At 58.8% G+C, this 24,875-nt stretch carries 25 protein-coding genes; 17 read left to right on the forward strand and 8 right to left on the reverse strand.

Translation table 11 applies throughout. From position 1 onward, the window contains the following. Positions 1-14: 14 nt before the first annotated feature. The 5 genes from BMY36_RS02750 (at position 15) to BMY36_RS02770 (ending at position 6,312) form a co-directional block, all read left to right on the forward strand. Complete coding sequence (locus tag BMY36_RS02750; RefSeq protein ID WP_050518045.1) at positions 15-1,856, forward strand: ABC transporter ATP-binding protein; 1,842 nt, start codon at positions 15-17, stop codon at positions 1,854-1,856. Then, positions 1,853-3,697 carry an ABC transporter ATP-binding protein gene (locus tag BMY36_RS02755; protein WP_050518044.1) on the forward strand — a complete coding sequence of 615 codons (1,845 nt, stop codon included), beginning with the start codon at positions 1,853-1,855 and terminating at the stop codon, positions 3,695-3,697. Before BMY36_RS02750 ends, BMY36_RS02755 begins: the two co-directional genes overlap by 4 nt. After that, positions 3,694-4,914 carry a class I SAM-dependent RNA methyltransferase gene (locus BMY36_RS02760; protein WP_050518043.1) on the forward strand — a complete coding sequence of 407 codons (1,221 nt, stop codon included), beginning with the start codon at positions 3,694-3,696 and terminating at the stop codon, positions 4,912-4,914. Before BMY36_RS02755 ends, BMY36_RS02760 begins: the two co-directional genes overlap by 4 nt. Before the next feature lie 20 nt (positions 4,915-4,934). Further along, a complete protein-coding gene (locus tag BMY36_RS02765; RefSeq protein WP_050518042.1) occupies positions 4,935-5,729 on the forward strand; it encodes an ion transporter in 795 nt (264 codons plus the stop codon). 82 nt (positions 5,730-5,811) lie between these two features. Beyond that, positions 5,812-6,312 carry a L,D-transpeptidase family protein gene (locus BMY36_RS02770; protein ID WP_050518090.1) on the forward strand — a complete coding sequence of 167 codons (501 nt, stop codon included), beginning with the start codon at positions 5,812-5,814 and terminating at the stop codon, positions 6,310-6,312. Between the two features lie 30 nt (positions 6,313-6,342). On the opposite strand, the gene dalA is transcribed toward BMY36_RS02770, so the two are convergent. Continuing rightward, a complete protein-coding gene (dalA, locus tag BMY36_RS02775; RefSeq protein ID WP_050518041.1) occupies positions 6,343-6,855 on the reverse strand; it encodes a divisome-associated lipoprotein DalA in 513 nt (170 codons plus the stop codon). Positions 6,856-7,013: 158 nt separating this feature from the next. Between dalA and BMY36_RS02780 the strand changes: the two genes are divergently transcribed. Together BMY36_RS02780 and BMY36_RS02785 are read left to right on the forward strand one after the other, a co-directional pair. Then, entirely contained in the window at positions 7,014-7,607 is a 594-nt protein-coding gene (locus tag BMY36_RS02780; RefSeq protein ID WP_050518040.1) for a L,D-transpeptidase, read from the forward strand. 272 nt (positions 7,608-7,879) lie between these two features. Then, on the forward strand, positions 7,880-8,059 hold the full coding sequence (locus tag BMY36_RS02785) for a hypothetical protein (RefSeq protein ID WP_050518039.1): 180 nt from the start codon (positions 7,880-7,882) through the stop codon (positions 8,057-8,059). Between the two features lie 90 nt (positions 8,060-8,149). Here BMY36_RS02785 and hemH read toward each other — a convergent pair whose 3' ends face one another. Continuing rightward, complete coding sequence (gene hemH, locus BMY36_RS02790) at positions 8,150-9,235, reverse strand: ferrochelatase (RefSeq protein WP_414811665.1); 1,086 nt, start codon at positions 9,233-9,235, stop codon at positions 8,150-8,152. Positions 9,236-9,282: 47 nt separating this feature from the next. Then, positions 9,283-10,107: a methyltransferase domain-containing protein gene (locus tag BMY36_RS02795; RefSeq protein WP_244888651.1), complete on the reverse strand. Its 825-nt coding sequence runs from the start codon at positions 10,105-10,107 to the stop codon at positions 9,283-9,285. A 23-nt stretch (positions 10,108-10,130) separates the two neighbouring features. On the opposite strand from BMY36_RS02795, the gene BMY36_RS02800 reads away from it, so the two are divergent. From BMY36_RS02800 to BMY36_RS02840, 9 genes are all read left to right on the forward strand, one after another. After that, entirely contained in the window at positions 10,131-10,853 is a 723-nt protein-coding gene (locus tag BMY36_RS02800) for a double zinc ribbon domain-containing protein (protein ID WP_050518038.1), read from the forward strand. 33 nt (positions 10,854-10,886) lie between these two features. After that, positions 10,887-11,144 (forward strand): glutaredoxin 3, encoded by a 258-nt coding sequence (gene grxC, locus BMY36_RS02805; protein ID WP_050518037.1) that lies wholly within the window; start codon positions 10,887-10,889, stop codon positions 11,142-11,144. A 3-nt stretch (positions 11,145-11,147) separates the two neighbouring features. Then, positions 11,148-11,984 carry a carbon-nitrogen hydrolase family protein gene (locus BMY36_RS02810; RefSeq protein WP_050518036.1) on the forward strand — a complete coding sequence of 279 codons (837 nt, stop codon included), beginning with the start codon at positions 11,148-11,150 and terminating at the stop codon, positions 11,982-11,984. Further along, entirely contained in the window at positions 11,981-12,424 is a 444-nt protein-coding gene (locus BMY36_RS02815; RefSeq protein ID WP_050518035.1) for a MarR family winged helix-turn-helix transcriptional regulator, read from the forward strand. The genes BMY36_RS02810 and BMY36_RS02815 overlap by 4 nt, the downstream gene beginning before the upstream one ends. Beyond that, positions 12,421-13,248: an NAD-dependent epimerase/dehydratase family protein gene (locus BMY36_RS02820; protein ID WP_050518034.1), complete on the forward strand. Its 828-nt coding sequence runs from the start codon at positions 12,421-12,423 to the stop codon at positions 13,246-13,248. The genes BMY36_RS02815 and BMY36_RS02820 overlap by 4 nt, the downstream gene beginning before the upstream one ends. Then, a complete protein-coding gene (locus tag BMY36_RS02825; RefSeq protein ID WP_050518087.1) occupies positions 13,245-13,877 on the forward strand; it encodes a sugar transferase in 633 nt (210 codons plus the stop codon). Before BMY36_RS02820 ends, BMY36_RS02825 begins: the two co-directional genes overlap by 4 nt. 114 nt (positions 13,878-13,991) lie before the next feature. Next, the gene (locus BMY36_RS02830) at positions 13,992-15,020 is read left to right on the forward strand and encodes an ABC transporter substrate-binding protein (RefSeq protein ID WP_050518033.1); all 1,029 of its coding nucleotides are present in this window, start codon (positions 13,992-13,994) and stop codon (positions 15,018-15,020) included. 58 nt (positions 15,021-15,078) lie between these two features. Beyond that, positions 15,079-17,235, forward strand: coding sequence for an ABC transporter permease (locus tag BMY36_RS02835; protein WP_175469240.1), 2,157 nt, complete (start codon positions 15,079-15,081; stop codon positions 17,233-17,235). 3 nt (positions 17,236-17,238) lie between these two features. Continuing rightward, positions 17,239-18,306, forward strand: a complete 1,068-nt coding sequence (locus BMY36_RS02840) for an ABC transporter ATP-binding protein (protein ID WP_050518031.1) — start codon at positions 17,239-17,241, stop codon at positions 18,304-18,306. An 85-nt stretch (positions 18,307-18,391) separates the two neighbouring features. On the opposite strand, the gene BMY36_RS02845 is transcribed toward BMY36_RS02840, so the two are convergent. Continuing rightward, a complete protein-coding gene (locus tag BMY36_RS02845) occupies positions 18,392-20,419 on the reverse strand; it encodes a Hint domain-containing protein (protein WP_139193916.1) in 2,028 nt (675 codons plus the stop codon). 185 nt (positions 20,420-20,604) lie between these two features. Here BMY36_RS02845 and BMY36_RS02850 point away from each other — a divergent pair, with 185 nt between their 5' ends. Then, positions 20,605-20,940: a putative antibiotic biosynthesis monooxygenase gene (locus tag BMY36_RS02850; RefSeq protein ID WP_050518029.1), complete on the forward strand. Its 336-nt coding sequence runs from the start codon at positions 20,605-20,607 to the stop codon at positions 20,938-20,940. On the opposite strand, the gene BMY36_RS02855 is transcribed toward BMY36_RS02850, so the two are convergent. The 4 genes from BMY36_RS02855 to BMY36_RS02870 are packed head-to-tail and all read right to left on the reverse strand — an operon-like array spanning position 20,919 to position 24,867. Continuing rightward, on the reverse strand, positions 20,919-21,722 hold the full coding sequence (locus tag BMY36_RS02855) for an inositol monophosphatase family protein (protein WP_050518028.1): 804 nt from the start codon (positions 21,720-21,722) through the stop codon (positions 20,919-20,921). The genes BMY36_RS02850 and BMY36_RS02855 overlap by 22 nt on opposite strands. Next, complete coding sequence (locus BMY36_RS02860; RefSeq protein ID WP_050518027.1) at positions 21,719-22,669, reverse strand: MBL fold metallo-hydrolase; 951 nt, start codon at positions 22,667-22,669, stop codon at positions 21,719-21,721. The genes BMY36_RS02855 and BMY36_RS02860 overlap by 4 nt, the downstream gene beginning before the upstream one ends. After that, positions 22,670-23,560: an MBL fold metallo-hydrolase gene (locus BMY36_RS02865; protein WP_082224713.1), complete on the reverse strand. Its 891-nt coding sequence runs from the start codon at positions 23,558-23,560 to the stop codon at positions 22,670-22,672. It lies immediately after the preceding gene. Positions 23,561-23,610: 50 nt separating this feature from the next. After that, complete coding sequence (locus tag BMY36_RS02870) at positions 23,611-24,867, reverse strand: FCSD flavin-binding domain-containing protein (RefSeq protein WP_050518025.1); 1,257 nt, start codon at positions 24,865-24,867, stop codon at positions 23,611-23,613. Between the last annotated feature and the right edge of the window lie 8 nt (positions 24,868-24,875).

The following is a 24,875-nucleotide window of genomic DNA, read 5'->3' on the forward strand; positions in this document are numbered from 1 at the left end:
AGGACGAACACCCCGTGTTTCGGTATTTTGAGGGGCTGGTAAATCCATATGGCCCCTATCCCCAGACAGACACGCCCCCGCGTGAATTGTGGCCGTTTTTGCGCGCCTATATCCAGCCGTTTCAAAAGGTTTTCGCGGTAACGGCGCTGCTGTCCACGATCATCGCCGCGTCCGATGTGGTGATGATTTGGTATGTGGGCCGGTTGGTGGATTACCTTGCCACGGGCGGCCCGCAACAGGTCTGGGCAGAGCGCGGGAGCGAGGTTATTGCCGTGGCCCTTGCCATTTTGTTCATCCGGCCGGTGTTTGCCGGGCTGAACACGGCACTGTTGCACAACACCATTCTGCCGAATTTTGGCACGCTGATCCGGTGGCGCGCGCATGCGCATGTGCTGCGCCAACCTGTAGGATGGTTCGAATCCGATTTTGCGGGGCGTCTGGCCAACCGCATTATGCAAACCCCGCCTGCGGCTGGCGATGCGGTTTTTCAAACCTTTGATGCCGTGGCGTTTGCCTTTGTGATGTTTATTGGCGCGGGTATTTTGCTGGCCAATGCGGACCCGCGTTTGATTATTCCCTTGCTGGTTTGGTTTGTGCTTTACGCGCTGTTGGTGCGCTGGACCCTGCGGCGCGCGGGCCCTGCGGCCAAGGCGAGTTCGGATGCGCGGTCCACCGTGACGGGGAGGGTGGTCGATGCCTATACCAACATTCATTCGGTCAAAATGTTTGCGCATCATGATGGTGAGTTGGCCTATGCCCGCGACGCGATTGAAAATGCGCGCGCCACCTTTGCCCGCGAAATGCGGGTGATTACGACGATGGATGTGACGCTGACCATTTTGAATGGGGCGTTGATTGTGTCGGTCACGGGATATGTTTTGTACTTGTGGTATCTGGGTTCGGCTAGCGTTGGGGTGGTCGCCGCGACAACAGCCCTGGTGTTGCGGTTGAACAATATGACCTATTGGGTGATGTGGGCGACGACCAGCTTGGTGCAAGCGCTGGGCGTGGTGGCCGAAGGGATGGAAACCATCGCGCAGCCGATCACGCTGGTGGATAGGCCCGGCGCAGCACCGCTGCAACTGACCAAAGGCGAGATCGTTTTGGACGTCGTCAGCCATCATTACGGGCGCGGCAGTGGCGGGTTGCAAGACCTTTCGCTGACCATCGCGCCGGGGGAAAAGATTGGCGTTGTGGGGCGGTCGGGGGCGGGAAAGTCGACTTTGGTCAAGCTGATGCTGCGGTTCTACGATACCGAATCTGGCCGCATTTTGATTGATGGGCAAAGCATTGCGGACGTAACCCAAGACAGCCTGCGTCGCCAAATTGGCATGGTGCAACAAGACAGCAGCCTGATGCACCGTTCCGTGCGCGACAACATTCTGTACGGTCGCCCCAACGCGAGTGAGGTGGAGATGGTGCAAGCCGCCAAACACGCCGAGGCGCACGCGTTTATCCTTGATTTGCAAGACCCGGAAGGGCGGCAAGGTTATGACGCGCATGTGGGCGAACGCGGTGTGAAACTTTCTGGCGGGCAGCGGCAACGGATTGGGCTGGCGCGCGTTATCCTGAAAGATGCGCCGATTTTGATTTTGGATGAGGCGACGAGTGCGCTGGACAGCGAGGTGGAGGCGGCGATTCAAGAAACGCTGTATGGTGTGATGCAGGGCAAAACCGTGATCGCGATTGCGCACCGCCTGTCCACCATTGCAGCGATGGACCGGATTGTGGTGCTGGAAGGCGGGCGCATCGCCGAGATTGGCAACCATGCGGCGCTTTTGGCGCAAGATGGGCTTTATGCCCGCTTTTGGGCGCGCCAATCCGGTGGATTTTTAGGAACTGAGGATTTGGGATGAACATTACCACACGCATCGGCGGCTTGATTCAGGCATTTGCCCCGGCAGATGGCGCCCCGCCACAGCAATTGGGGCCGTTTTTTCGGTGGTGCCTAAAAGGCAGTTGGCCGATGCTGTGGGTGGCGGGGGCATTGTCCGCGATTGCGGGCGCGATGGAGGTGATTTCGGCGCTATTTCTCGGTTGGGTGATTGATGCCGCGCTGACATCGGGCGCGGATGTGTTTTTCACCGAACAGTTTTGGCTGTTGATCGCGTTTGTTGGGTTTTACCTTGTGCTGCGGCCATTGGCCTTTGCGGTGTCTGCCGCGTCGAACTCGATCATCGTGGGGCCGAATGTGCTGCCTTTGGTGCTGTCGCGACTGCACCGCTGGACGTTGGGGCAGGCGGTGACGTTTTTTGACAATGACTTTGCGGGGCGCATCGCGACCAAACAAATGCAGGCCGCGCGGGCCGTGACCGATGTGGCGACCGAGGTGATTAACACCGTCTGTTTCGCGCTGGCATCGGTGATTGGGTCGGTCGTGTTTTTGATCGCGGTGGATTACCGCGTGGCGCTGGCGCTGGCGGTTTGGTTGGTCGCCTATGTGTTCACCATTCGGTTTTTCATGCCGCGAATTCGGGTCAATTCGTCGGCGCGGGCGGCGGCGCGGGCCATGGTGACGGGGCAGGTGGTGGATACGATTACCAACATCAAAACCGTTAAACTGTTCGCCCATGCCGCGTTTGAGGACCGCGTGGCGCTGAAGGCGATGCAGGTGTTTCGTGACCGATCACTGGAATTTGGCGTTATTTCCACTGTATTCCGGTTGGTTTTGATGACGTTGGCGGGCGTGCTGCCGCTGTTGTTGATTGGTGGCACGCTGTGGCTGTGGGCGCATGATTTGGCAACGGCGGGCGCGATTGCCGCGGCGGGTGCGATTGCCATGCGGATTGCGCAAATGTCGGGCTGGGTCAGCTTTACCCTGATGTCAATTTATACGGGCATTGGCGAGGTGGAGGATGGGATGCGCACCCTGTCCGTGCCGCACACACTGGCCGATAAACCGGATGCGATTGATCTGCCGCGCGTGCAGGGTGAGGTGACGTTTAAGGATGTCACCTTTGCTTACGGTCGCAAACGGGGCGGGGTGGAACACATCAACCTAACCATAAAAGCAGGGGAAAAACTGGGGATTGTGGGGGCGTCGGGCGCGGGGAAATCGACATTGGTTTCTCTTCTTCTCAGGCTCTATGACACCGAAAAAGGTGCTGTTTTGATTGATGGGCAGGACGTACGCGATGTGACCCAAGAAAGCCTGCGGCGCCAAATTGGCATGGTCACCCAAGAAACTGCGATGTTCAACCGGTCCGCCCGCGACAACATCAAATACGGTCGGCCCGATGCCGATGATGATGCCCTGATCGCGGCCAGCCGCGCCGCCGAGGCGGATGGGTTTATCACCCAAATGATCGACCACAATGACCGCAAGGGCTATGACGCGTTCCTTGGCGAACGGGGTGTGAAACTGTCGGGCGGGCAGCGCCAACGCATCGCCCTTGCCCGCACTTTCCTAAAAGACGCGCCGATCTTGGTGCTGGATGAGGCGACATCAGCGCTGGACAGCGAGGTGGAGGCGGCTATTCAAACCACCCTTGGCCGCGTGATGCAGGGCAAAACCGTGCTGGCCATTGCGCACCGCCTGTCCACAATTGCGGAAATGGACCGCATTGTGGTGCTGGACAATGGCCGCATTGTAGAGGAAGGCAGCCATGACGCGCTTTTGGCCTTGGATGGTCTGTACGCGCGCTATTGGAACCGGCAATCCGGCGGGTTCATCGGATTGGAAGAGGCGGCAGAGTGATACTGACCATCGAAAAACTGGGCCATTTGGGCGAGGCCATGACGCAGGGCGAAAATGGCCCGATCTTTGTCGCACAAATGCTGCCGGGTGAGGTGGTGGAAGGCGATCTTGTAGGCAACCGGTTGGAAAACGCGCGCATCCTCACCCCATCGGTCAATCGGGTCAAACCGCCCTGCGTTCATGCCCGCAGTTGTGGCGGTTGTCTGATGCAGCATGCCAATGATGATTTTGTGGCGGAATGGAAGACCGAGGTCGTGCGATCCGCGTTGGCAGGGCAGGGGTTGGCGGCGATTTTGCGCCCCATTCGCACCTCGCCCGCCAATTCGCGCAGGCGGGCCACGATTGCCGGGCGGCGCACCAAGGGCGGCGCACTGCTGGGCTTTCATGCGCGCGGGTCCGATGCGTTGGTGGCGGTTCCCAACTGCCAATTGCTGCATCCCGACCTGATGGCAGCGTTCCCCGCGTTGGAGGCGTTGGTGATCACCGGTGGGTCGCGCAAAACCGAACTGGCGCTGACCATCACGCGCAGCCTTGCCGGACCAGATGTTTCCGTCACCGGGGGCAAGCCGCTGGACGGTCAATTGCGCCTAGAACTCGCGCGGGTGGCCGAGGCGCATGGGCTGTCGCGCCTGTCCTGGGATGCGGAGGTAGTGGCGCTGCGCGCATCACCGATGCAGGCCATGGGCCGTGCCCGTGTCGCCCCACCCCCCGGCGCGTTTTTGCAAGCGACTGAGGCGGGCGAGGCGGATTTGCTGGCCGCCGTGATGGACGCGGTGGGCAATGCCAAACGCATCACCGATCTTTTCGCAGGGTCCGGCACGTTTTCCCTGCCGCTGTCCGAACAGGCCGAGGTGCATGCGGTCGAAGGGGACGCTGCGATGATGGCCGCGTTGGACAAAGGCTGGCGCATGGCCGAGGGGTTGAAGCGCATCACAACGGAAACCCGCGACCTGTTTCGCCGCCCGCTGGAACCGGATGAGTTCAAGAATATCCAAGCCGTGGTCATCGACCCACCACGCGCAGGGGCCGAAGCGCAAACCAAAACGCTGGCCACGGCCCGCGTGCCTGTGATCGCCGCGGTGTCGTGCAACCCCGTGACCTTTGCGCGGGATGCCCGCATTTTAATTGCGGCGGGTTATCGCTTGGATTGGGTGCAACCTATTGATCAATTTCGCTGGTCATCCCATGTCGAACTTGCCGCCCGTTTCAGCCTTTAACCCCATCGGACCCCCACACCATGACCCTGCGCCAGCGCGTTGCCCATTGGATTGACCACCCCCTGACGCAACGCGTTATCATCGGGGTGATCTTGTTCAACGCAGTGCTGCTGGGGTTAGAGACGTCGCAAACCGTGATGGCGACGTATGGCCCTTTGATATTGCTGCTCGACACCCTGTGTTTGACGATTTTTATCGTTGAAATCACGCTGAAACTGTTTGCTCACGGCTGGCGGTTTTTCAAATCGGGTTGGAATATCTTTGATTTTGTGGTGATTGGCATTGCGATTATGCCCGGCGCACATTCGCTGTCGGTGTTGCGCGCGATGCGAATTTTGCGGGTGCTGCGGGTTATTTCGGTGGTGCCGTCCCTGCGCCGCGTGGTCGAAGGGTTTGTAACCGCACTGCCGGGCATGGGATCGGTGTTCGTGTTGATGGCGATTATCTTTTACATCGGCGCTGTCATGTCGACCAAACTGTTTGGCGCAGATTACCCGGAATGGTTCGGCACGATGGGCAGGTCCGCCTATTCGTTGTTCCAGATTATGACGCTGGAAAGCTGGTCGATGGGCATTGTGCGCCCGATTATGGCTGATTTCCCCTATGCGTGGGCGTTTTTCATCCCCTTTATCATGATGACCACATTCGCCGTGGTGAACCTGTTGGTGGGTTTGATCGTGAATTCCATGCAAGACGCGCACAACGCCGCCGAGGTGGAACGCACCGACCAATACCGCGAAGACGTGATCAACCGTTTGGCAGAAATTGAACGGCATCTGGGGCGGCTGGACCGAGCTGACGGGCCAAAGCCCTAGTCACACAAAATTCATTCGCGCATCTGGGCAAATCGCGTATCAGGCCGTACAGAGGCGGTGATGGCGAAACATGGGGCGAATGATGCGGGTTCTAAAACTGGTTGCAGCACTTTTTGTGGTTTTGGGGCTTGCTGCCTGCGGGGGAGATTCCAAATTTCGCACCTATAATGGCCCAGCTGTGACCAAGGTCGTGGTGCATAAAGCAGACCGCGAAATGCAGCTGTTTCACAACGAAAAAGTGTTGAAAACCTATAAAATATCGCTTGGGTTTGCACCTGTGGGCCACAAGCAGATTGAAGGCGACGGCAAAACGCCCGAGGGGTTGTATTACATCGACCGTCGCAATCCGCGCAGCCGGTTCCACCTGTCGATTGGCATCAGCTATCCCAACAAGGCTGATATCGCCTATGCCAAATCCATCGGCAAACAGCCGGGCGGTGAAATTTTTATCCACGGTAAAACGGGGTACAAAGGCGATAACAAAGGCGATTGGACTTGGGGCTGCATCGCCGTGCCGGATCGCCAGATGGAAGATATTTATGCGATGGTGCGCGATGGCACCCCGATTTATATCAATCCGTAAAGAATGGGCGCGGTGACGCGCCCATTTTCATCACGCACCCGTCACCATCGTCCACCAAATCTTGCCATTCGGCTCTTGGAACCAGGAAAAGCCCAATTCGCGAGCCGCTGGGTCCATGATGATTTCGCGTGTATCAGGCTTGATCATCCACGCTGACAGGGTTTCAAGCTCTGTTTCAAATGTTTCAGAGATATTCTCACCCACCAAGCGCCCGGCATAGCCAACACGGTTCACACGGTCCAAAGGCGACGATCCATCAGACCCGAAATGCCACGGACGGTTTTGCACCGACATGTCGCGCGAATGGGTGGCCGCAGCCGCGTTCAGCTGCGCATTGTATTGCAAGGGTTGGGCCCCTTTGGCCGCGCGCAACGCATTCACAGAATCCAGCAAACGAAAGGGGATTTTATTCTCTTGCGAGCCCGAAATGGTGTAAACCTGCGGCAGGGGGCGGCCATCGCTGCCCACCCTGATTTGGTTTCCGGTCCCACATGCGGCAAGCGCAAATGCAGTACAGATTGCGACAACTGATAAAGCTTTCATTTCATTCCCATCCGGAGCAAGCCCTATGTCTTTAGCGCTTTGCGCCGATATGAGCAAACGCAACTCTGCGTTACTCCGCCGATCCACGTCACTGTGATTTGAAATGCGGTCAAAAAAGAGTTATTTTTCGACCAGAGCTGTAATAAGGAGTCGTTCGGATGAAAACCGGCCGCGCAATGAATATGAATCGCCGTGTGTTGATGGGTGCCGCCGCTGCCAGTCTTGGCCTTTCGGGCGTCCCGGGCTTTGCACAAACCGGCAGCACCGAATTTGAAACAAACGATTCCGTCCGCAACAACACGTCCAGCTTTCGGATGCTGGATTGGCGCCCATATTTCACAGATACGAAAAATGGCGCGATTCTGGTGGATACCACATCGCGGGCTTTGCATTTCTGGTCCGAAGATCAGACCACTTACAAACTGTACCCCACATCTGTGCCCCTGACTGAGGATTTGACCCGTCGTGGCCGCACCGAGATTGTGCAAAAAGTTGTCGGCCCAACGTGGCGACCCACCCCGTCGATGAAGGAACGCAACCCGGAATGGCCGGATGTTGTGGGGCCGGGGCCAGAAAACCCGCTGGGCACCCATGCGCTGTATCTGTCGTGGACCTATTACCGCATCCACGGCACCCATGACACGCGCAAGATTGGTCGTCGGTCGTCCAACGGCTGTGTCGGGCTTTACAACGAACACATCTTGGTTCTGTTTGGTTTGACCAAGGTTGGCACGCAGGTGTTGTTGATTTAAGGCCGCGTTAGAGCATGATGGGAAAGGGGGGGCTTTGGCCCCCTTTTTTCTTGCCCAAAAGCATCGTCGCCCCATCTTTGATCCATGGCGCGCGAAATGTGGCACAAGAGTGTTGCTAAATTGACGAAACCGGCGGTAAGCGCATTAGTTTTTCACAACCCAGATTGCAATCCGCACCCCAAGCTGATTAGAAACCGCTCACGAGGTATAGTCTTGGGTGCGCGTTATCGTCCTCTGAAAAATTCGGTGGCGCGCGAAAACTGGAGGTTACTATGAAGAAACTTGCACTCGCCGCGGCTCTGTCCGTAGCAGCATCGACAGCATTTGCTGGTGGCATGGCTGAGCCAATGATGGAACCAACAATCGTTGAAGCACAGACATCTTCGTCTGCTGGCGGTATCGTTGTTCCTTTGTTGCTTCTGCTTGTTATCGCAGCTGCTGCATCGAAGTAATCCTTAGGGATTGCAACGAAATAAAGGACGGTAGGTTTATTCCTGCCGTCTTTTTATTTTGTCTTGCGCGCTGTGGAAAACGGGCCGGGGTTATTTCACCCAGCCCGCAAGGTTTTCTTGAATGATCGTGACCAGTGCCGCGACATGCGCATCGTCATCGTTCAAGCATGGGATATAGGTGAATCGTTCGCCGCCCGCGTGTTCAAACGCTTCGCGAATCTCACCGTTAATCTCCTCCAGCGTTTCAATGCAATCGGATGAAAACGCAGGGGCGATCACCGCGATGTTTTTCTTGCCCTGCTTGGCCAGCTCCGCCACATGTTCGACCGTGTAGGGTTTCAACCACTCCTCGCGGCCAAACACGGATTGAAAGCTGGTATCAATCGCGGATTTGTCCCAGCCCAGCTTTTCGCGCAGCAGGCGCGTGGTTTTGGCGCAATGGCAATGGTAGGGGTCGCCTTCCATCAAATAGCGAATCGGCATGCCGTGATAGCTTGTAACCAACACATCCGGCGTGTGATCCAATTCCGCATAGGCGCGGGTGACCGATGCCGCCAGCGCGTCGATATACTGGGGGTGTTCAAAATATTCCGGCACAATGCGCGCGGTGGGTTGGCGTTTTTCCTTCATCAGCGCGGCAAAGAACGCATCATTGGCCGTGGCCGATGTGGCCCCTGCGTAATGGGGGTAAAGCGGGAAAAATAGGATCTTTTCACAACCCGCCGCTACCATCGCCTTTACCTTTGATTCGGTGGACGGGTTGCCATAGCGCATGCTGAAATCAACGATCACCTCGCCGCCGTAAGCCGCCGACAGGGCTGCGCTGATTTTGGTGGTTTGATCGCGCGTGGTCGTCAAAAGCGGGCTTTCGTTTTTCTCGGTGTTCCAGATCAGTTTGTAATTGGCACCCGATGCAAAGGGCCTGCGCGTCAGGATGACCAGCTGCAACAACGGCTGCCAAATCCAATCCGAGATGTCGACGACCCGTTTGTCGGACAAAAATTGGTTTAGGTAGCGGCGCATCGACCAATAATCATAGCCGTCCGGCGTGCCAAGGTTGGCCACCAGCACCCCGATTTTGGGCGCTTTGACCACGGGGTGATCTGCGGGGGCATGAGCCAGCCGCCCGTGCCCGGGGGTAATATCGGGTTGGCTGTATTTTGCGTCCAGCATCATTCGCTCCTTTAGCATCGTATTGGCACATAACGCCTTACAGCGCAGGGTCAAGCATCGCCCTTGGTTTGCGGCAGCACAATCTCGGGCGCGTTCAAGGCATCGGCAAGGCGTTGCACCGCCGATCCGGGGCGCAGTGGCTTTTGCTGGCTGTCATGCGGGGCCCATCCGGTAAGAAAGACCATCTCAAAACTTGCTTTGATTTTGTCGTCCACGCCGTAAGCATGGGTATAGCGTTGCGCGGCATCGGTGAACACGGCGCGCGGTGTCGCAGTCCGCAGGCGGGCGTCCAGCGCGTTGCCTTCGCCCATGGCGCGCAGGTCGTGCATCAAGTGCCAAAGGTCGCGGTACAAAACGGTGCGGGTGAAACTGTCGGCCACGGGCAGCGCAAACCCCGCGCGCTGCAGCAAACCGCCAAGGTCGCGAATTTCACCCATTGGCAGCACGCGGGGCGACAGGCCGCCAGTAACCGCCGCTTCCGCCTCGGCCAAACAGGCGCGAAGTTCGTGCAGGGTTTGGCCGCCAAACAGCGCGCCCAGAAACAAGCCATCCGGCCGCAAGGCACGTTTACACTGAATAATCTGGCCAACCGGGTCATTGGCCCAATGCAGCGCCAATGCGTGGATCACCAGATCATGCGCGCCAGGTTGCAGGTTCAGCACCTCCTCATCCGGCACAATTGTCGCTGCGGGAAAGGTTTTGCGCCAAAAATCGGGAAACCCGGTCACAATCGCGATGTTTGTAAACGACCTGTTAACCTCTGTCAGTCTTTCATTAACCTCGTCACGGACGTCCTCATGCAAGAACGTCGCGCCTTTTGCACGGGCGCGGTTGCGGGCAAGGGTGGTTGTGTCGGTCAATCGGGGCATTTTCATGCGCCGAACAATAGGAGGGATGAATGGGATTGCAAGCCTTGCTGCACGCGGTTTATCCGCCAAAATGCATGGGCTGCGACACGCTGGTGACATCGGATTTCGGGCTGTGCGGCCCGTGTTGGCGCGCAACACCGTTCATTTCTGGCATGGTCTGCGACAGTTGCGGCATCCCGTTGCTGGGCGATGATACGGGCACGCTGGCACAATGCGATGAGTGCATGACGCTGGCGCGGCCTTGGTCGCAGGGGCGCGCGGCGCTGTTGTACAAGGACAATGGCCGCAAGATGGTGTTGCAGTTGAAACATGGCGACCGACTGGATTTGGTGAAACCTGCGGGGGCGTGGTTGCTGCGGGCCGCGCGGCCCATTTTGCAGCCAGGAATGGTGGTGGCCCCCATCCCGCTGCATTGGTTTCGCCTGCTACGCCGCCGCTATAATCAGTCTGCGCTGTTGTCGCGTGAACTGGCCAAATTGGCGGGCTTGGACCATTGCCCCGATCTGTTGCTGCGGCGTCGTGCCACGCCCAGCCAAGGCGGGCGCGACCGCATTGCCCGGTTTGAAAACATGGCCGATGCGATCCGCGCCCACCCCCGGCGGCTGGCGCGGATGCAAGGGCGGCATGTGCTGTTGGTGGATGATGTGATGACATCGGGCGCGACCTTTGGTGCGGCGGCGGATGCGTGTTTGGCGGCGGGTGCGGCGCAGGTTTCGGTTCTGACACTGGCGCGCGTTGCGAAGGATGACTAAATCCCTATAGTGCGCTGAAAAAGGGGACGTGTCATGAAGCCTGTTGAAATCTATACCTCGCCATTGTGCGGTTATTGCCATGCGGCCAAGCGGTTGCTGACTGCCAAAGGGGCCGCTTTTACCGAACACGATATTTCGCGCGACCCATCTTTGCGCGGGGTGATGATGGCGCGATCAAATGGTGGGCGCACGGTGCCGCAGATTTTCATCGGCAGCACCCATGTGGGCGGCTGCGATGATCTGCATGCGCTGGAAAGTGCTGGCAAACTTGACGCGATGTTGGCGGGATAAGCCATGCGCGTTGGCCTTGTTCAACTGAATGTCAGCGATGATCCGGCAGCGAATTTGCCGGATACGCTGGCATGGGTGCGCAAGGCGGCCGCGGGTGGTGCGCAGTTTGTCGTGACGCCGGAATGTACGAACGGCCTTTCCTCTAGCCGCGCGCATCAGGCCCGCGTGTTTCGCCATGAAGGGGATGACCCCACGCTGGCCGCCTTGCGCAGCGTAGCCGCAGAAATGGGGATTTGGCTGTTGATCGGGTCATTGGCGGTATTGACCCATGATGCCGATGGTCGCTTTGCCAATCGGTCGTTTCTGATTGGCCCGGATGGGGCGATCATAGCGCGGTACGACAAAATCCACATGTTTGATGTCGATGTGTCCCCGACGGAAAGCTACCGCGAATCGCAGGGCTACCGTCCCGGTGACAGGGCGGTTTTGGCGCAAACACCGTTTGGCATGCTGGGGATGACCATTTGCTATGACGTGCGCTTTGCCGCCCTTTACCGCCGTTTGGCGCAGGCGGGTGCGCAGATTTTAACCATCCCCGCCGCGTTCAACCACATCACGGGTGCCGCGCATTGGGAGGTGCTGTTGCGCGCGCGTGCCATTGAAACGGGCTGTTTCGTGCTGGCCCCCGCGCAAACCGGCTTTCACGTTGAAACCAGCGGCGGCAAAGGGCGGCGCACTTGGGGGCACAGCATGGTCGTGGCCCCTTGGGGGGAGGTTGTGGTGGACGCAGGCACAGACCCTGGCGTTTATTTCGCCGATATTGATATGGCGCAGGTGGCTGCCGCCCGCGCCCGCGTGCCATCGCTAACCCATGATCGCGCAATCGGGGGCCCCGAATGACCGAACGCCCCGAAGATCTTGCTGTCACCTTGTTCGGCGAATTGTTTATGGCCGATCAGTTGGCCCGCAACCGCATTTCCAAAGTCTTGCCGCGCGGGATGGAGCTGTCGCATTTTTCGGTCCTGAACCATTTGGCGCGTGTTGCAGATGAACGGTCCCCGGCGCAATTGGCACGGGCGTTCAACGTGACGCGGGGTGCGATGACCAACACATTGTCCAAGCTGCACTGGGCCGGGCATGTGCATATTCGTCCCGATTGGGATGATGCGCGGCGCAAATTTGTGGCGATCAGCCCCTCTGGCCGGGCGGCGCGCGATGCGGCGGTACAATCCGTGGCCCCTTTGATTGCGGAATTTGTGACCGATTTGGGAATGGAACGGGTGCGCGCCTTTATGCCCGTGCTGCGCGAATTGCGCGTGCGGCTGGAGGGGAATGAGTGAGCGTGCCTTTGCTGGTGATGGGCACCACGGGTCGTATTGGCGGCGCCTTGCGCCAAAACGGCGCGCCGCAATTGCGCCCGATCTGGCAAGCGCGGGATGCGCGGCCCGGTTTTTTGCATTGGGATATTTTGGCGGGGCCTTGCCCGGATGCGGCGGCCTCTGGCGTGGTTTTGTGCATGGCCGGGGTTATTCGCGGCGATGCAGCACAGCTCGATCACAACAGCGCGCTGGGCTTGGCGGCCTGCAATGCCGCGATTGACCAAGGGGCGCGGCATGTGTTTCTGGCCTCCTCCGCTGCTGTTTATGGCGCGTCTGATGGGGTGTTGGCCGAAGATGCGGTGCCTGCCCCAATGGGCGCATATGGTGCGGCAAAGCTGGCGATGGAACGTGCAGCGATGGGGCGGATGCAGGGTGCCGCGCCCGGCATAACCCTGCTGCGCATTGGCAATATTGCCGGGTTTGATGCGCTTTTGGGCAATGTTAGGCACGGTTTGACCGCACAGTTGGACCCTGTGGCGGGGCAGGCGGGGCCTGTGCGATCCTATATCGGCCCTGCCACATTGGCGCGCGTTTTGGTGCAACTGGCGGGGTTGGCCGCGCGCGATGTGCCCTTGCCGCCTGTTTTGAACATCGCCGCTGCCACTGTCGCGATGGGGGATTTGCTGGATGCAGCGGGCGCTGATTGGCGTTTTGGCCCGCAAAACCCCGCAGTTATCCCACGGGTGGAACTGGACATCACCCGCCTGCGGTCGCTTGTTGACCTGCCAGCACACGCGGGGCAAGCCGCTGCAATGGTTGCGGAATGGCGGGGGATGGCGACATGAAGGCAAGCAAACGCGCGGTGGATTTGATCTTGGTCGCGGTGCTGTCGCCGATTCTGGTCATCCCATTTTCCATTTTACTGGTCGTCATGCTGGTGCGCGAAGGGTTGCCGCTGTTTTACGTCGCCGAACGGATGCGCGGTGTGGGGCAGCCGTTTGACCTGTGGAAGCTGCGCACGATGACGGTGACATCCCGCGAACAGGGCGTTTCGGGCGGTGACAAAACCGGGCGCATCACGCCGCTGGGTGCCTTTATTCGCCGCGCGCGGATGGATGAGGTGCCTCAACTGTGGAACGTGCTGAAAGGGGACATGAGCTTAGTCGGCCCCCGCCCGCCGTTGCGCGAATATGTTGAACGTTTTCCGAACCTCTATGCGCAGGTCTTAAAAAGCCCCACGGGCATCACCGGTCTTGCCAGCCTGCGCTATCACGCAACCGAAGAAAGGCTGTTGGCGGCCTGCACCACGGCGGCAGAAACCGACCGCGTTTATGCGCAGATTTGCGTGCCCGCCAAGGCGCGGCTGGACATGATATATCAACGAAACTGGTCGGTTTGTTTGGATTTGCTAATGATCTGGCACACTGGCACGGGCATTTTGATAAAACGGTTTTTCAAAGGGCGGTGGGCGTAACGGCCTTTCGTGCCTGCTTGTGTCAATTTGTGACAAAATAAGTTGCGTGGTGCCCCCGATCGTTGCAACCTATCGCCATAAGACACCAAAAAAGAAAATCCTGGGAGGGAAATCATGCGTAACACCACACTCGCTGCGTCCGTTTTGGCGCTGTCCACGGGGCTGTCTGCGGGCGGCGCAATGGCGGATGGCAAACTGAACTTCTACTGCTCCGCACAAGAGGAATGGTGCCAGCTTATGGCCCGCAGCTTTGAAGAATTCAGCGGCGTTGATGTTGATATGACCCGCAAATCATCCGGCGAAACCTTTGCACAGATGAAGGCCGAAGAGGCCAACCCAAAAGGCGATATCTGGTGGGGCGGCACCGGCGACCCCCATCTGCAAGCCGCAGAGGAGGATTTGACCGAACCCTACGTTTCCCCCATGCGCGACCAGTTGCACCCATGGGCCATCGCACAGGCCACATCGGCGAATGACAAAACCATCGGGATTTATTCCGGCGCGCTTGGTTTTGGCTACAACACCAAACTGCTGGCCGATGCGGGCCTGACCGCCCCCGCCTGCTGGGAGGATTTGACCAAGCCCGAGTTCAAGGGGAAGGTCCAAATGGCCAATCCCAATTCGTCAGGCACCGCCTATACCGCCCTTGCTACCATGGTGCAGCTGTTTGGTGAGGAGGCTGGTTTTGACTACATGAAACGCCTGCACGCCAACATTAACCAATACACCAAGTCGGGTTCCGCCCCCATCAAGGCGGCAGGCACAGGCGAAACCACCGTCGGCATCGTGTTCTTGCATGACGCCGTGGCGCAAACCGTTGCGGGTTTCCCCATCGTCAGCGTCGCCCCGTGCGAGGGGACGGGCTATGAAATCGGCTCCATGTCCATCGTCAAAGGCGCGCGGAATATGGATGAGGCCAAAAAGTTCTATGACTGGGCCCTGACCGCCGAGGCGCAGACATTGTCCCTGCAAGTCAACGCGTTTCAGGTGATGTCGAACATGGCCGCCACATCGTCTGACAAGGCGCCAGACATGTCCACGATTAAGCTGATTGATTACGATTTTACGAAATACGGATCGTCGGACGAACGCAAACGCCTGCTGGAAAAGTGGGATAACGAAGTGTCCACGCTGCCACAGTAAACCCTTGCGCACCGTCACATCAGAACGCACGTCTCACCCGGTCCTGATCTTTTGGGTCATGATCGGGTGGGCGGGGTTCCTCCTCCTCCCCTGGTACGGGGTGGAGGATTTTTACACCTTTAAATGGCTGCTGGATGGCTGGCCGATGGACAGCGATTACGCCCCCGCGATTATGTTGATCGCGCAGGGGCAAAAGCTGTGGCTGGCCCCGATGCTGCTGGCGCTGGCCGCCCCTTTGCTGGTCATGCGCAGGCGCAAAACCGATGCGATTTATGGTAAAGTGTTGATTGTCGCGGGCGGTTTTGGCTTTGCGTGGCTGGTGGCCCAAGGGCTTGGGATTGGTCTGCGCGGCTATGCCTACGGTTGGATGATCGCGCTGTTTGGTGACCTTGGCGACCGTCAGTTTGGCATGGGTTATGGCGGTTTGCTGGTCGCGTCATCTTTCTTGTTTGTGTTCACCCAAGGCATCGCAGCACGCGGTGCGGTGAACGGCGATGTTTTCGTGACCGCGGCGATTGGTGGCGTGGTGGCTGTGGTCACCATCTTCGTGTTTTTCCCCATCACCAAAATGTTGGGGGCTGCATTTATTTCCGATGATGGCGGCTATTCCATCATGGAATTTTTCGGCAAATTCGTGGACCGCCGCATCTGGGGGCTTGGCTGTTTCAGCGGCACCAACTGCGGGGCGGCGTGGAATTCGCTGTTTTTGGCGATTTTGGTGGGCCTGCTCACCACCACCCTTGGCCTTATCTTCGCGCTCGTCCTCACCCGGTCTGGTTTCAAATACAAACAATCCCTGCGCGCGCTGACTGTGTTGCCCATCATCACGCCACCGTTCGTGATCGGCCTCGCGCTGATCTTGCTGTTCGGCCTGTCCGGCACCGTCACCCAATGGGTCGCGGGGGTGTTTGATGTGCAGCCCACCCGCTGGCTGTACGGGATGCCGGGGATCTTGATCGCGCAAACGCTGGCCTTTACCCCCATCGCGTTTTTGGTAATGATCGGCGTCGTTGAAGGTGTTTCCCCAAGCATGGAGGAGGCGGCGCAAACCCTGCGCGCCAACCGCTGGCAGACGTTTCGCACCGTATCCCTGCCCCTAATGCGCCCCGGTTTGGCCAACGCGTTTTTGCTGGGGTTCATCGAGAGCATGGCCGATTTTGGCAATCCCTTGGTCCTTGGCGGCAATTTCGATGTGCTGAGTACCGAGATCTTTTTCGCCATCGTCGGCGCGCAATATGATCAAAGCCGGGCTGCGATTTTGGCGATGGTTTTGTTGGGTTTCACCCTAGGCGCGTTTTATTTGCAGCGGTTCTGGCTGGGCAAGAAAAGCTATACCACCGTAACCGGCAAAGGCGATTCCGGCGTCCACCCACCGATGCCAAAGCGGATTGCGTTGCCCGTCTATGCCATCGCGGGCACTTGGGGCCTGTTCACGATCATGGTCTATTGCTACATCATTTACGGCTCCTTCGTGCAGCTTTGGGGCGTCGATGACACGCTGACCTTCAAGCATTATATGACCGCATTCGCCGTGACTTGGGGGGATGGTGGCATGCGCTGGACCGGGTCGGCGTGGGACAGCTTCTTTACCACCATCATGATCGCGACCATTGCGGCCCCGTTCACCGCCGTTATGGGTTTGATCACAGCGTATCTTTTGACGCGGCAAAATTTCGCGGGCAAACGGTCGTTTGAATTTGGCACCATGCTGTCGTTCGCGATCCCCGGCACGGTGATTGGCGTGGCCTATATCCTTGCCTTCAACGTCCCCCCGATTGAGATTACGGGGACAGGCATTATTCTGGTCGTCAGCTTCGTGTTCCGCAACATGCCGGTTGGGGTGCGGGCGGGGATTGCGTCGATGAGCCAGCTGGACAAATCGTTGGATGAAAGCAGCCTGACCTTGGGCGCAAATTCTTGGCAAACCTTCCGCCTTATCATTCTGCCTTTGCTGCGGCCCGCGATTTTGGCTGCGCTGGTGTACAGCTTTGTGCGCGCGATGACGGCGATTTCGGCGGTGATTTTTCTGGTGTCCGCACGGTATGACATGGCCACCAGCTATATCATCGGGCGGGTGGAGAATAATGATTACGGGCTGGCGATTGCTTATTCGACCGCGCTGATTTTCGTGATGCTGTTCGCGGTGGGGATGCTGCAACTGGCGGTCGGGCGCACCAAAATTGGGCGGCGCAGTTCAAATTCCGGGGGGCACTAGGATATGGTCAAAATCAACGCCAAGGCGGCCTCGGTCAGTTTTCGGGGCGTCACCAAGATTTATGGCCGCGATGTGGTGGCCGTGGATGACATTGATTTGGAGGTGGCGGCGGGCACGCTGGTCACGCTGTTGGGGCCATCGGGCTGCGGGAAAACCACGACCTTGCGGATGATTGCGGGGCTGGAAATGCCCAGCCAGGGGCAGATTTTCATCGGCGACAAGGATGTGTCCACCCTGCCCGCGACGGACCGGGATGTGTCGATGGTGTTCCAAAGTTACGCCCTGTTTCCCCATATGACGGTAATGGAAAACGTAAGTTATGGATTGAAGTTTTCCGGCTTTGATAAATCGGAGACGAAGGACAGGGCGGTGGCGGGTCTGGGGCTGGTTGGCCTGACCGGCTATGGCGACCGCTTGCCCAGCGAGCTTTCGGGTGGGCAGCAGCAGCGGGTCGCGGTGGCGCGGGCGCTGGTGTTGGAGCCGCAGGTTTTGTTGTTTGATGAGCCCCTATCGAATTTGGACGCGAAATTGCGCCGGCAAGTGCGCGAGGAAATTCGGGAAATTCAGCAGAACCTTGGCCTGACGGTGGTTTATGTGACCCACGATCAGGAAGAGGCGCTGGCGGTATCGGATGAGATTGTGGTGATGCGAAACGCTGGTATCGCCCAGAAAGGCACGCCGCGCGAATTGTATGAAGCCCCGGCGAGCGCGTTTGTGGCCGACTTTATCGGTGAGGCGAATTTGATTCCTTGTGAGATTTTATCCGTGTCGGAGGGTATGGCGGAAATTGGGATTGGATCGTTTCGGCACCAGTTGGTGAGTCGGGGTTTGGCCCCCGGAAAGGCACGGGTTGCGGTGCGGCCCAGCAGGGTTCGGATTGGGGCAGCGGGGCAGGGGATGCCCGCGAAAATTGCCAAGGCGACCTATGTGGGCAGCCGGATGGAATATACGGTTGAGGCCGAATTTGGCCAGCTATTTGCCGTGCTGGATGATGTGGCCAGCCCTTTGGAACCGGGGGCGGAGGTCATGATTTCATTTGCGGAGTCTGGTCCGGTTTTGGTGCCGGAATAGGTGCGGTATCGCGCGCGATGCGTGGCGTAAGGCATTGAAAAGAAAAAACACTCCGAATTCTGTTAACCAAATTTTAACCTGCTGTTCACGCGGCGGCCAGCAGGGTGGCCGCCTCATACCCGCGCAGGGACAGGCGGGCGCTGGGGGTTTTGGACTGCGCCAGATCGGGGAACAGGGCGTGAAGTTCGGCCGCCACCTCGGCATCCGCGACCGCGGCGCTGTGGTGATAGCTTTCGGTGGCGATGCCTTCGGCATAGACAATTTCATGGCTGTCCAGCAGCAGGTGATAATAGGTCACGCGGGCGCAAGGCGCGCGGGTGATGGAGTGGTCGTTGAGCAGGGCGCGGGCGGTCACCAGCACTTCGCCTTCGCCAAACAGCAACTCGGCGCGCCAATCGGTGATCATCATGCGATGCGCGGGCGAGGTAAGCATGTCGCGGGTGTTGCCCAATGCGCCTGCGCGAAACATCACCGGCGCATGGCGGCCATCGCCGGGCACATCGCGGCTGAGAACGGCGCGCAGGGGTTGCAGGCCATGATCGGCAGTGCAAACCAAGGTGCCGGGGGCCAGCGTTTCAATGGCGCGCGGGCCTGTGGCGGTGTCGATCAGCGTGCCAAGGGTGAAGCACGCGACATTGATGTTATCCCGCGTCAGATCGGTGGCCGAAATCCCTGTTAGGGTGATGGTGCCGCCCAGTGCCGTGGTGGTGGTATAATTGCCCACCGATTGGTTCAGGATACCATCATCCACAAAGTCATTTCGCAGATCGCGCAGGCTGGCATAATAGGCGCTAAGGTCCAGAAAGTCATTGTTAGACGGGTTGCTATCGGTGATCGAGCCCGAGTTGCCGAAGTTAAAATCGGTGATCGTCAGAGTGCTGCCGGGGGTATAGATGAATGTATCATCGCCCGCGCCGCCCGTCATCGTGTTGTTGCCAGCACCACCGTTCAGCGTGTCATTGCCAGTGCCCCCAAACAGCAGATCGTTGCCAGCGCCGCCAAACAGTGCATCAGCCCCAGCATCGCCGTACAGCGTGTCATTGTTAATGCCCCCGTACAGCAAGTCATTGTCCGCACCGCCAAACAGCAGGTCGTTGCCATCGCCACCGTTCAGGGTGTCGTTGCCCGCGTCACCGTACAACGTATCGTTGCCGACATCACCGTTTAGGCTGTCAGCGCCAGCACCGCCAAACAACAGGTCATTGTCATTGCCGCCGTTCAGGGTGTCATTGCCATCATCGCCGTACAGCGTGTCGGCCCCCGCATCGCCATTCAGCACATCGTTGCCGGTGCCGCCATACAGCAGGTCATTGTTGTTTCCGCCGAACAGCGTGTCGTTGCCGCCATCGCCATACAGCGTGTCATTGCCATCGCCGCCAAACAGCTGGTCATTGCCCTGCACGCCCATTGGGGTGCCTGTGACCGAATATTCCGGTGGCGGTGGCAAGCCCAGCATTGGCGAAGTCAGCAGGTTTTGCACCCCGCCCGTGGCAGGCCCGGAAATGGTCGCGGACAGCGTGTCGGCGCCTCGATTTTCCCAATAACGGATCTGAATGGTATAGGTTTCATTCGGATTAAGCACCACATCGCCCCAGCGCGTGGTCGTGCCTTGGTGGAAGTCGTTGTTCAGATAGTTGCGAACACCGCCGGTCTGGTTGTTGAAGTTCAGCGCCACGCCCGCTGAGTTGAAGATTTGCACGGTGGAGCCATCATCGGACGATGTGGTAAGCCGGAAGGTGCCGCCCAGTGTTGTGTTGAGGGTGGAGGTATAGATGACCCCGAAATCCTCGGCGTTGGTGGATGCGGGTACGCCGCGCATGGTGTTGGTGATGCCGCCTTCGTTGAAGTCGGTGACATAGCCGGAGCCGGTGCGCGTGGTTGTGTTGAAGGCAGCGGGGTTGAACGCCTGACCGTTGGCCGAGGTGAAATCAAAGTTAAAAGTTTCATAGTGCCATGACCCCGGCACGCCCGTATCACCGCGTAAAAAGTCGTTGCCTGCGCCGCCGTAGATGGTGTCATTGCCCAAGCCGCCCGTCAGCGTATCTGCGGTCGCCGTGCCATTAATAGTTTGGTTGGTCTGTGCGCCGGGATTGTCGAAGCTGTTTGTCGCCATGGTTTGCGCCAGTTCTTGAAAAGGATTGCCGCCCAAAGGGAAGCCGTTGACGACGAAGTACCTTGGAAAAGCGAACGATTTGAGGGGTAATTATGTCAAATCCTTGGCATTGCTTCGATTTCCGCTACGGCAGCTTTTCTTTTGGCGGGGTGGCGGTATGGTAGGGTTTTTAGGGGAGTTTCTAGATGTTTGTACGCTGTGCGTTTTTCAAAGGGCGAATCAAGCCGGGGATGGAGGCAGCGTTTCATGCCCATTGGCAGGAGCATGTGTTGCCCCATTGGCGTGCGTTCCCGCATTTGCTGGAGCTGCGGGTGATGCGCGACGTGGAAAGCGATGATGAGGAAAGCCGCTTTCCGCTGGTTATGGCGATGCGGTTTGCCGAGCGCGGGCATATTGCCGAGGCGCTGGCATCGGACACGCGCTGGGCGAGCAAAGCGGCGTCAAAGCCGTTGATTGATATGCTGGATGGTTATGTCATCCACACCGTGTTTGCGGCCGATCAGTTTGACCCGTTGCCATAGGCGGCGTTGGCGAGCGCTGCGACTTGGGCAAAGGTTTCTGTGGTGGCCGTAACGACGCGGCCGCCATGGGTGATCATGTGGTCGGCGTCTTGGTCTTCGATGATGCCGCCTGCGCATTGGATGATCAACTGGCCCGCAAGGCAGTCCCAGGCGTTCATGTGTTCTTCGACATAGCCGAGCAATTTGCCTTGGGCGACATAGGCCAGCGACAAAGCACCCGAGCCGTTGCGCCAAAACACGCCGCCTTGTTTGGTGAGATCGTCGATCAAGGTGATCACTGCGCCACTGTCACGGGTGCGACCTGAAAAGCCGACACCGAGGGAGCCGTTTGTCAGCGTGCGACCTGTCAGGGTGCGGATGGGGTTTTCGTTGCAAAAGGCGGGGTGGCCGCGCATGGCGTGGGTACATTCATCATGCACGGGGTCGTGGATAACGCCCGCGACGGTTTGCGCGTTGTGGACAATGGCGATGGCCACGCACCACTGCGGGATGCCGTGGATGAAATTGGTGGTGCCATCAATCGGGTCGATGACCCAAGTGAAACCGGAGGTGCCGGGGGTGGGGTCGTCCTCCTCTCCCACCACGGCATCATCGGGGAATTGGGTTTTGATGGCGGCGCGGACAAGGGTTTCGACGTTGCGGTCCGCCTCACTCACGAAATCTTGGTGGGATTTTGAGGTGATGTTGAGGGTGTCAAACGACTGGAAATAGCGCAGGGCGAGCGCGCCCGCGTCCCGCGCGATGGTTTGGGCGGCGGTGTAGCGGGTGGCGATGTCGGTCATTCAAATTCCATTTCTGTAAACACCACGCCTGCGTTTTTGGTGGCGAGTTCTTCAAACGTATCCAGCAAGGTATAGGCGGATTGATCGACGTAATAGGCCCCGGCAAGGTCGCCGCCTACATCAAGGTGTTTGGCGATTTCACCGCGCAGATGCACAAGGTAATCGCGGGTATAGCGGGTGACTTGGGCAAAGTTGGTGGGGTGGCCGTGGCCGGGGATGATGTAGGTGGGGGAAAGGTCGGTTAGCGGCCCTTCCCATGTTTCAATCCAGCACAGGGTGCAAGTCCCTTCAAAAATCGGGGGCATGCGTTCGTGAAAGGCGATGTCGCCTGCGATCATCAGGCCTTGGTCGGGCAGCCAGACTTGGGTGTCGCCGGGGCTATGGGCGGGGCCGAGGTGCAGGATTTCAACGCGAAAATCGCCCATCGTGATGTCGCGGGGGTCGGTGAAGGTATCCGTAGGGCCCATCGGCTCCGTACCTGTCGCATTTTCGCGGGCATAGGATTTGAGCGCGGTCAGGGACTGGCCCGCGCTGTCGGCAAATTCGGTTGCGGCATCGGCGTGGGCCAGCACGGGTACGCCTTGTTCAATCCAGTAATTATTGCCCAGCATCGCGTGGCCTTGGCCGTTTTCATTGATCACCAGTTTCACGGGCTGGTCGGTTTGGATTTTAATTTCATCATGCAGGGCGCGGGCCAGCAGATAGGACGCGCCGGAGTTGACCACGATCACGCCATCCCCTGTGATGATGAAGGACAGGTTGTTGTTGTGGCCAGCGTTGTCATAGGTGGGCGGGGCCGTGGCCCCGATGGCGGTGAACACATGGGGGATCACCTCCACCGGTTTGGAATAGAGGAGGGATTGGGGGTATTGGTCTGCAATATCTTCAGACGCGAAAAGCGGGGTGGCGAGGAGGAGTGCGGCGGGGAGGGCGAGAAAGCGCATCATTTATCCTTCGACGTAAGTGTAGCTGTCGCCTTGGCGGGTGACCGAACCGACACCGCCGCCGGGCAGATGGAAGCCCACGATCGCCAGATCATCGACGGTGATTTGGTCGAGCAGGGCCACGCGGGTTTGCGCGGCCAGTTCTGGGTCTTGGTCAGACGGAGAGGCATAGCCGGGCATTTCAAACGCGATGTGGTTGTTGGAAATGGCATCGCCCGTGACCAGCGCCTTGCCGCCAAGGATAAAGGCCATGTGGCCGGGTGTGTGGCCGGGGGTAAGGCGGGCGAACACGCCGGGCAGGGGTTCATCACCACCCTCGATAAACGTGAGCTGTTCGGCGATCACATCAAGGCGGCGGGCGGCACCCACGGCAAAGGTGGTGCGCGCCTCGCCAATCGAGTTCACCGTTTCGGGGTTGGTCCAATAGTCAAATTCGGCGCGGCCGATCAGGTATTGCGCGTTGGCAAATTGTACCTCGTCGAAATCATCCAAGAGGCCCCACAGATGGTCGGGGTGGGCGTGGGTGAAGACGACATGGGTGATGTCATCATGGGTGAGGCCGACGGCGGTGAGGGCATCGTCGATTTTACCCGCGGAGGGCATGAAATCGGGGCCGGAACCGACATCAAACAGGATGTTGCGCGTGGCATCTTGGTAAAGGGTGAGGTTGCAGGGCGGGGTGTAGCTGTTGGGATCAAGGTTGAATTTCTGGCGGATCGCCTCGGCCTGCGTGGGGTCCATGCCGCCGAGGACGAAATCGCCGGGCAGGGTGAGAAACCCATCGGACAGGGTGATAAGTTTGGCATCGGGCAAGGCCAGTTCGGTGGCGGTGAACCCTGCATGGGGCATGGCCATTGCGGCGGCGGTTAGTGCCAGAAAGTCACGTCTTTTCATTGGATTGCCTTTTGGGGTGGGCTGGCCGTGGGTGCGGCCAGCCAAAGGGTTTAGCCGAACATGTCGGTGGTGATGCCTGCGTACCAGCCAAGGCTTTCCTCATACGTCGCTTTGCGCAGCGCCGCGTCTTCGCCCGTTTGGGAAACGAAACTTTCCACGCTCGCGATTTTCTCAGCCGTGGGTTCATAGCTGGCGCCCACTTTCACCCCATCATCCGGCGCGATCAGCGACCAGCAAGTGTTGGAATACTTCGCCGGGAACACGGTGGAGCCTGTCAGCGCGCCGCGAATGTGGTTGGCGGCGACTTTGGCCTGAGAATTGGCGGAAAAGCCGGATTTTGGCATGTCGCCTTGGTTCGTCGCATCGCCGAGGACGTAGATGTTTTCGTCGGCCTTGGACAGCATGCTGTCGGGATGCACGGGGGCCCAATTGCCATCGGTCACGCCCGCGATGGCCGCGATATTGCCGGCGCGCTGGGCGGGGATGACGTTGCAGACATCGACCTTTTCCGCCTCACCATCCACCACGATTTCCATGGTGTCTGGGCGCACCTCGATCACGCCGCCGCCCATATCGGGGCCGATGCGGGTGATCATGCCGGGGTAATGGATGTTCCAGCCTTCCTCAAACAACGCTTGTTTGGAGTAGGTTTCTTTGGGGTCGATCAGCAGGATTTTGGCGGTGGGGTTGTTGGTTTTGAAGTGATGCGCGACCATGGAGATACGTTCATAAGGACCCGGAGGGCAGCGGTAGGGGTTGGGCGGGGCGACCATCGCAAAAGTGCCGCCTTGGGGCATCGCAGCCATTTGCGCCTGCAACAACTGGGTTTGGCTGCCGCCTTTGTACGCGTGGGGCATGATGTGTTGCGCGGCGGTGGACCAGCCGGGGACCGCATTTTCCACGAAATCAATGCCGGGCGACAGGACCAAACGGTCGTAAGACAAGGTGGTGCCAGAGGCGAGCGTGACGGATTTTGCATCCCGGTCCACGCCGACCGCGTAATCTTGGACCACGTTGATGCCGTATTCGGTGGCCAGTTTGCCGTAAGAATGGCCAAGGCTTTCATAGGTTTGAAAACCGCCGAGGTAGAGGTTGGAGAAAAAGCAGGTGTAATAGGTGCGGGCGGGTTCGATAAGGACCACGTCCAGCGCGCCTTTGCTGTCCTTGGCCAGATAGCGCGCGATGGTGGCACCGCCTGCGCCGCCGCCGACCACGACCACGCGGGGTTTGCCGGTTTGGGCCATCACCATGGGGGCGGCAAGGGTTGCGGTGAGCGTGCTGAGAAAAATGCGTCTGCTTAGGGCCATCTGGTCGT

Origin of the sequence: Pseudorhodobacter antarcticus (genome assembly GCF_900110135.1) — a bacterium.
GTDB lineage: Bacteria > Pseudomonadota > Alphaproteobacteria > Rhodobacterales > Rhodobacteraceae > Pseudorhodobacter > Pseudorhodobacter antarcticus.

What these genes read in the sequence shown, in the direction of transcription:
- BMY36_RS02800 (WP_050518038.1), top strand. Translation starts at nt 10,131, where the DNA reads ATGGGATTGCAAGCCTTGCTGCACGCGGTTTATCCGCCAAAATGCATG.
- BMY36_RS02860 (WP_050518027.1), bottom strand. Translation starts at nt 22,669, where the DNA reads ATGATGCGCTTTCTCGCCCTCCCCGCCGCACTCCTCCTCGCCACCCCG.
- BMY36_RS02815 (WP_050518035.1), top strand. Translation starts at nt 11,981, where the DNA reads ATGACCGAACGCCCCGAAGATCTTGCTGTCACCTTGTTCGGCGAATTG.
- BMY36_RS02835 (WP_175469240.1), top strand. Translation starts at nt 15,079, where the DNA reads ATGATCGGGTGGGCGGGGTTCCTCCTCCTCCCCTGGTACGGGGTGGAG.
- BMY36_RS02870 (WP_050518025.1), bottom strand. Translation starts at nt 24,867, where the DNA reads ATGGCCCTAAGCAGACGCATTTTTCTCAGCACGCTCACCGCAACCCTT.
- BMY36_RS02795 (WP_244888651.1), bottom strand. Translation starts at nt 10,107, where the DNA reads ATGAAAATGCCCCGATTGACCGACACAACCACCCTTGCCCGCAACCGC.
- BMY36_RS02785 (WP_050518039.1), top strand. Translation starts at nt 7,880, where the DNA reads ATGAAGAAACTTGCACTCGCCGCGGCTCTGTCCGTAGCAGCATCGACA.
- BMY36_RS02780 (WP_050518040.1), top strand. Translation starts at nt 7,014, where the DNA reads ATGAAAACCGGCCGCGCAATGAATATGAATCGCCGTGTGTTGATGGGT.
- BMY36_RS02765 (WP_050518042.1), top strand. Translation starts at nt 4,935, where the DNA reads ATGACCCTGCGCCAGCGCGTTGCCCATTGGATTGACCACCCCCTGACG.
- BMY36_RS02830 (WP_050518033.1), top strand. Translation starts at nt 13,992, where the DNA reads ATGCGTAACACCACACTCGCTGCGTCCGTTTTGGCGCTGTCCACGGGG.
- hemH (WP_414811665.1), bottom strand. Translation starts at nt 9,235, where the DNA reads ATGATGCTGGACGCAAAATACAGCCAACCCGATATTACCCCCGGGCAC.
- BMY36_RS02840 (WP_050518031.1), top strand. Translation starts at nt 17,239, where the DNA reads ATGGTCAAAATCAACGCCAAGGCGGCCTCGGTCAGTTTTCGGGGCGTC.
- BMY36_RS02850 (WP_050518029.1), top strand. Translation starts at nt 20,605, where the DNA reads ATGTTTGTACGCTGTGCGTTTTTCAAAGGGCGAATCAAGCCGGGGATG.
- dalA (WP_050518041.1), bottom strand. Translation starts at nt 6,855, where the DNA reads ATGAAAGCTTTATCAGTTGTCGCAATCTGTACTGCATTTGCGCTTGCC.
- BMY36_RS02755 (WP_050518044.1), top strand. Translation starts at nt 1,853, where the DNA reads ATGAACATTACCACACGCATCGGCGGCTTGATTCAGGCATTTGCCCCG.
- grxC (WP_050518037.1), top strand. Translation starts at nt 10,887, where the DNA reads ATGAAGCCTGTTGAAATCTATACCTCGCCATTGTGCGGTTATTGCCAT.
- BMY36_RS02855 (WP_050518028.1), bottom strand. Translation starts at nt 21,722, where the DNA reads ATGACCGACATCGCCACCCGCTACACCGCCGCCCAAACCATCGCGCGG.
- BMY36_RS02825 (WP_050518087.1), top strand. Translation starts at nt 13,245, where the DNA reads ATGAAGGCAAGCAAACGCGCGGTGGATTTGATCTTGGTCGCGGTGCTG.
- BMY36_RS02865 (WP_082224713.1), bottom strand. Translation starts at nt 23,560, where the DNA reads ATGAAAAGACGTGACTTTCTGGCACTAACCGCCGCCGCAATGGCCATG.
- BMY36_RS02810 (WP_050518036.1), top strand. Translation starts at nt 11,148, where the DNA reads ATGCGCGTTGGCCTTGTTCAACTGAATGTCAGCGATGATCCGGCAGCG.
- BMY36_RS02770 (WP_050518090.1), top strand. Translation starts at nt 5,812, where the DNA reads ATGCGGGTTCTAAAACTGGTTGCAGCACTTTTTGTGGTTTTGGGGCTT.
- BMY36_RS02845 (WP_139193916.1), bottom strand. Translation starts at nt 20,419, where the DNA reads ATGGCGACAAACAGCTTCGACAATCCCGGCGCACAGACCAACCAAACT.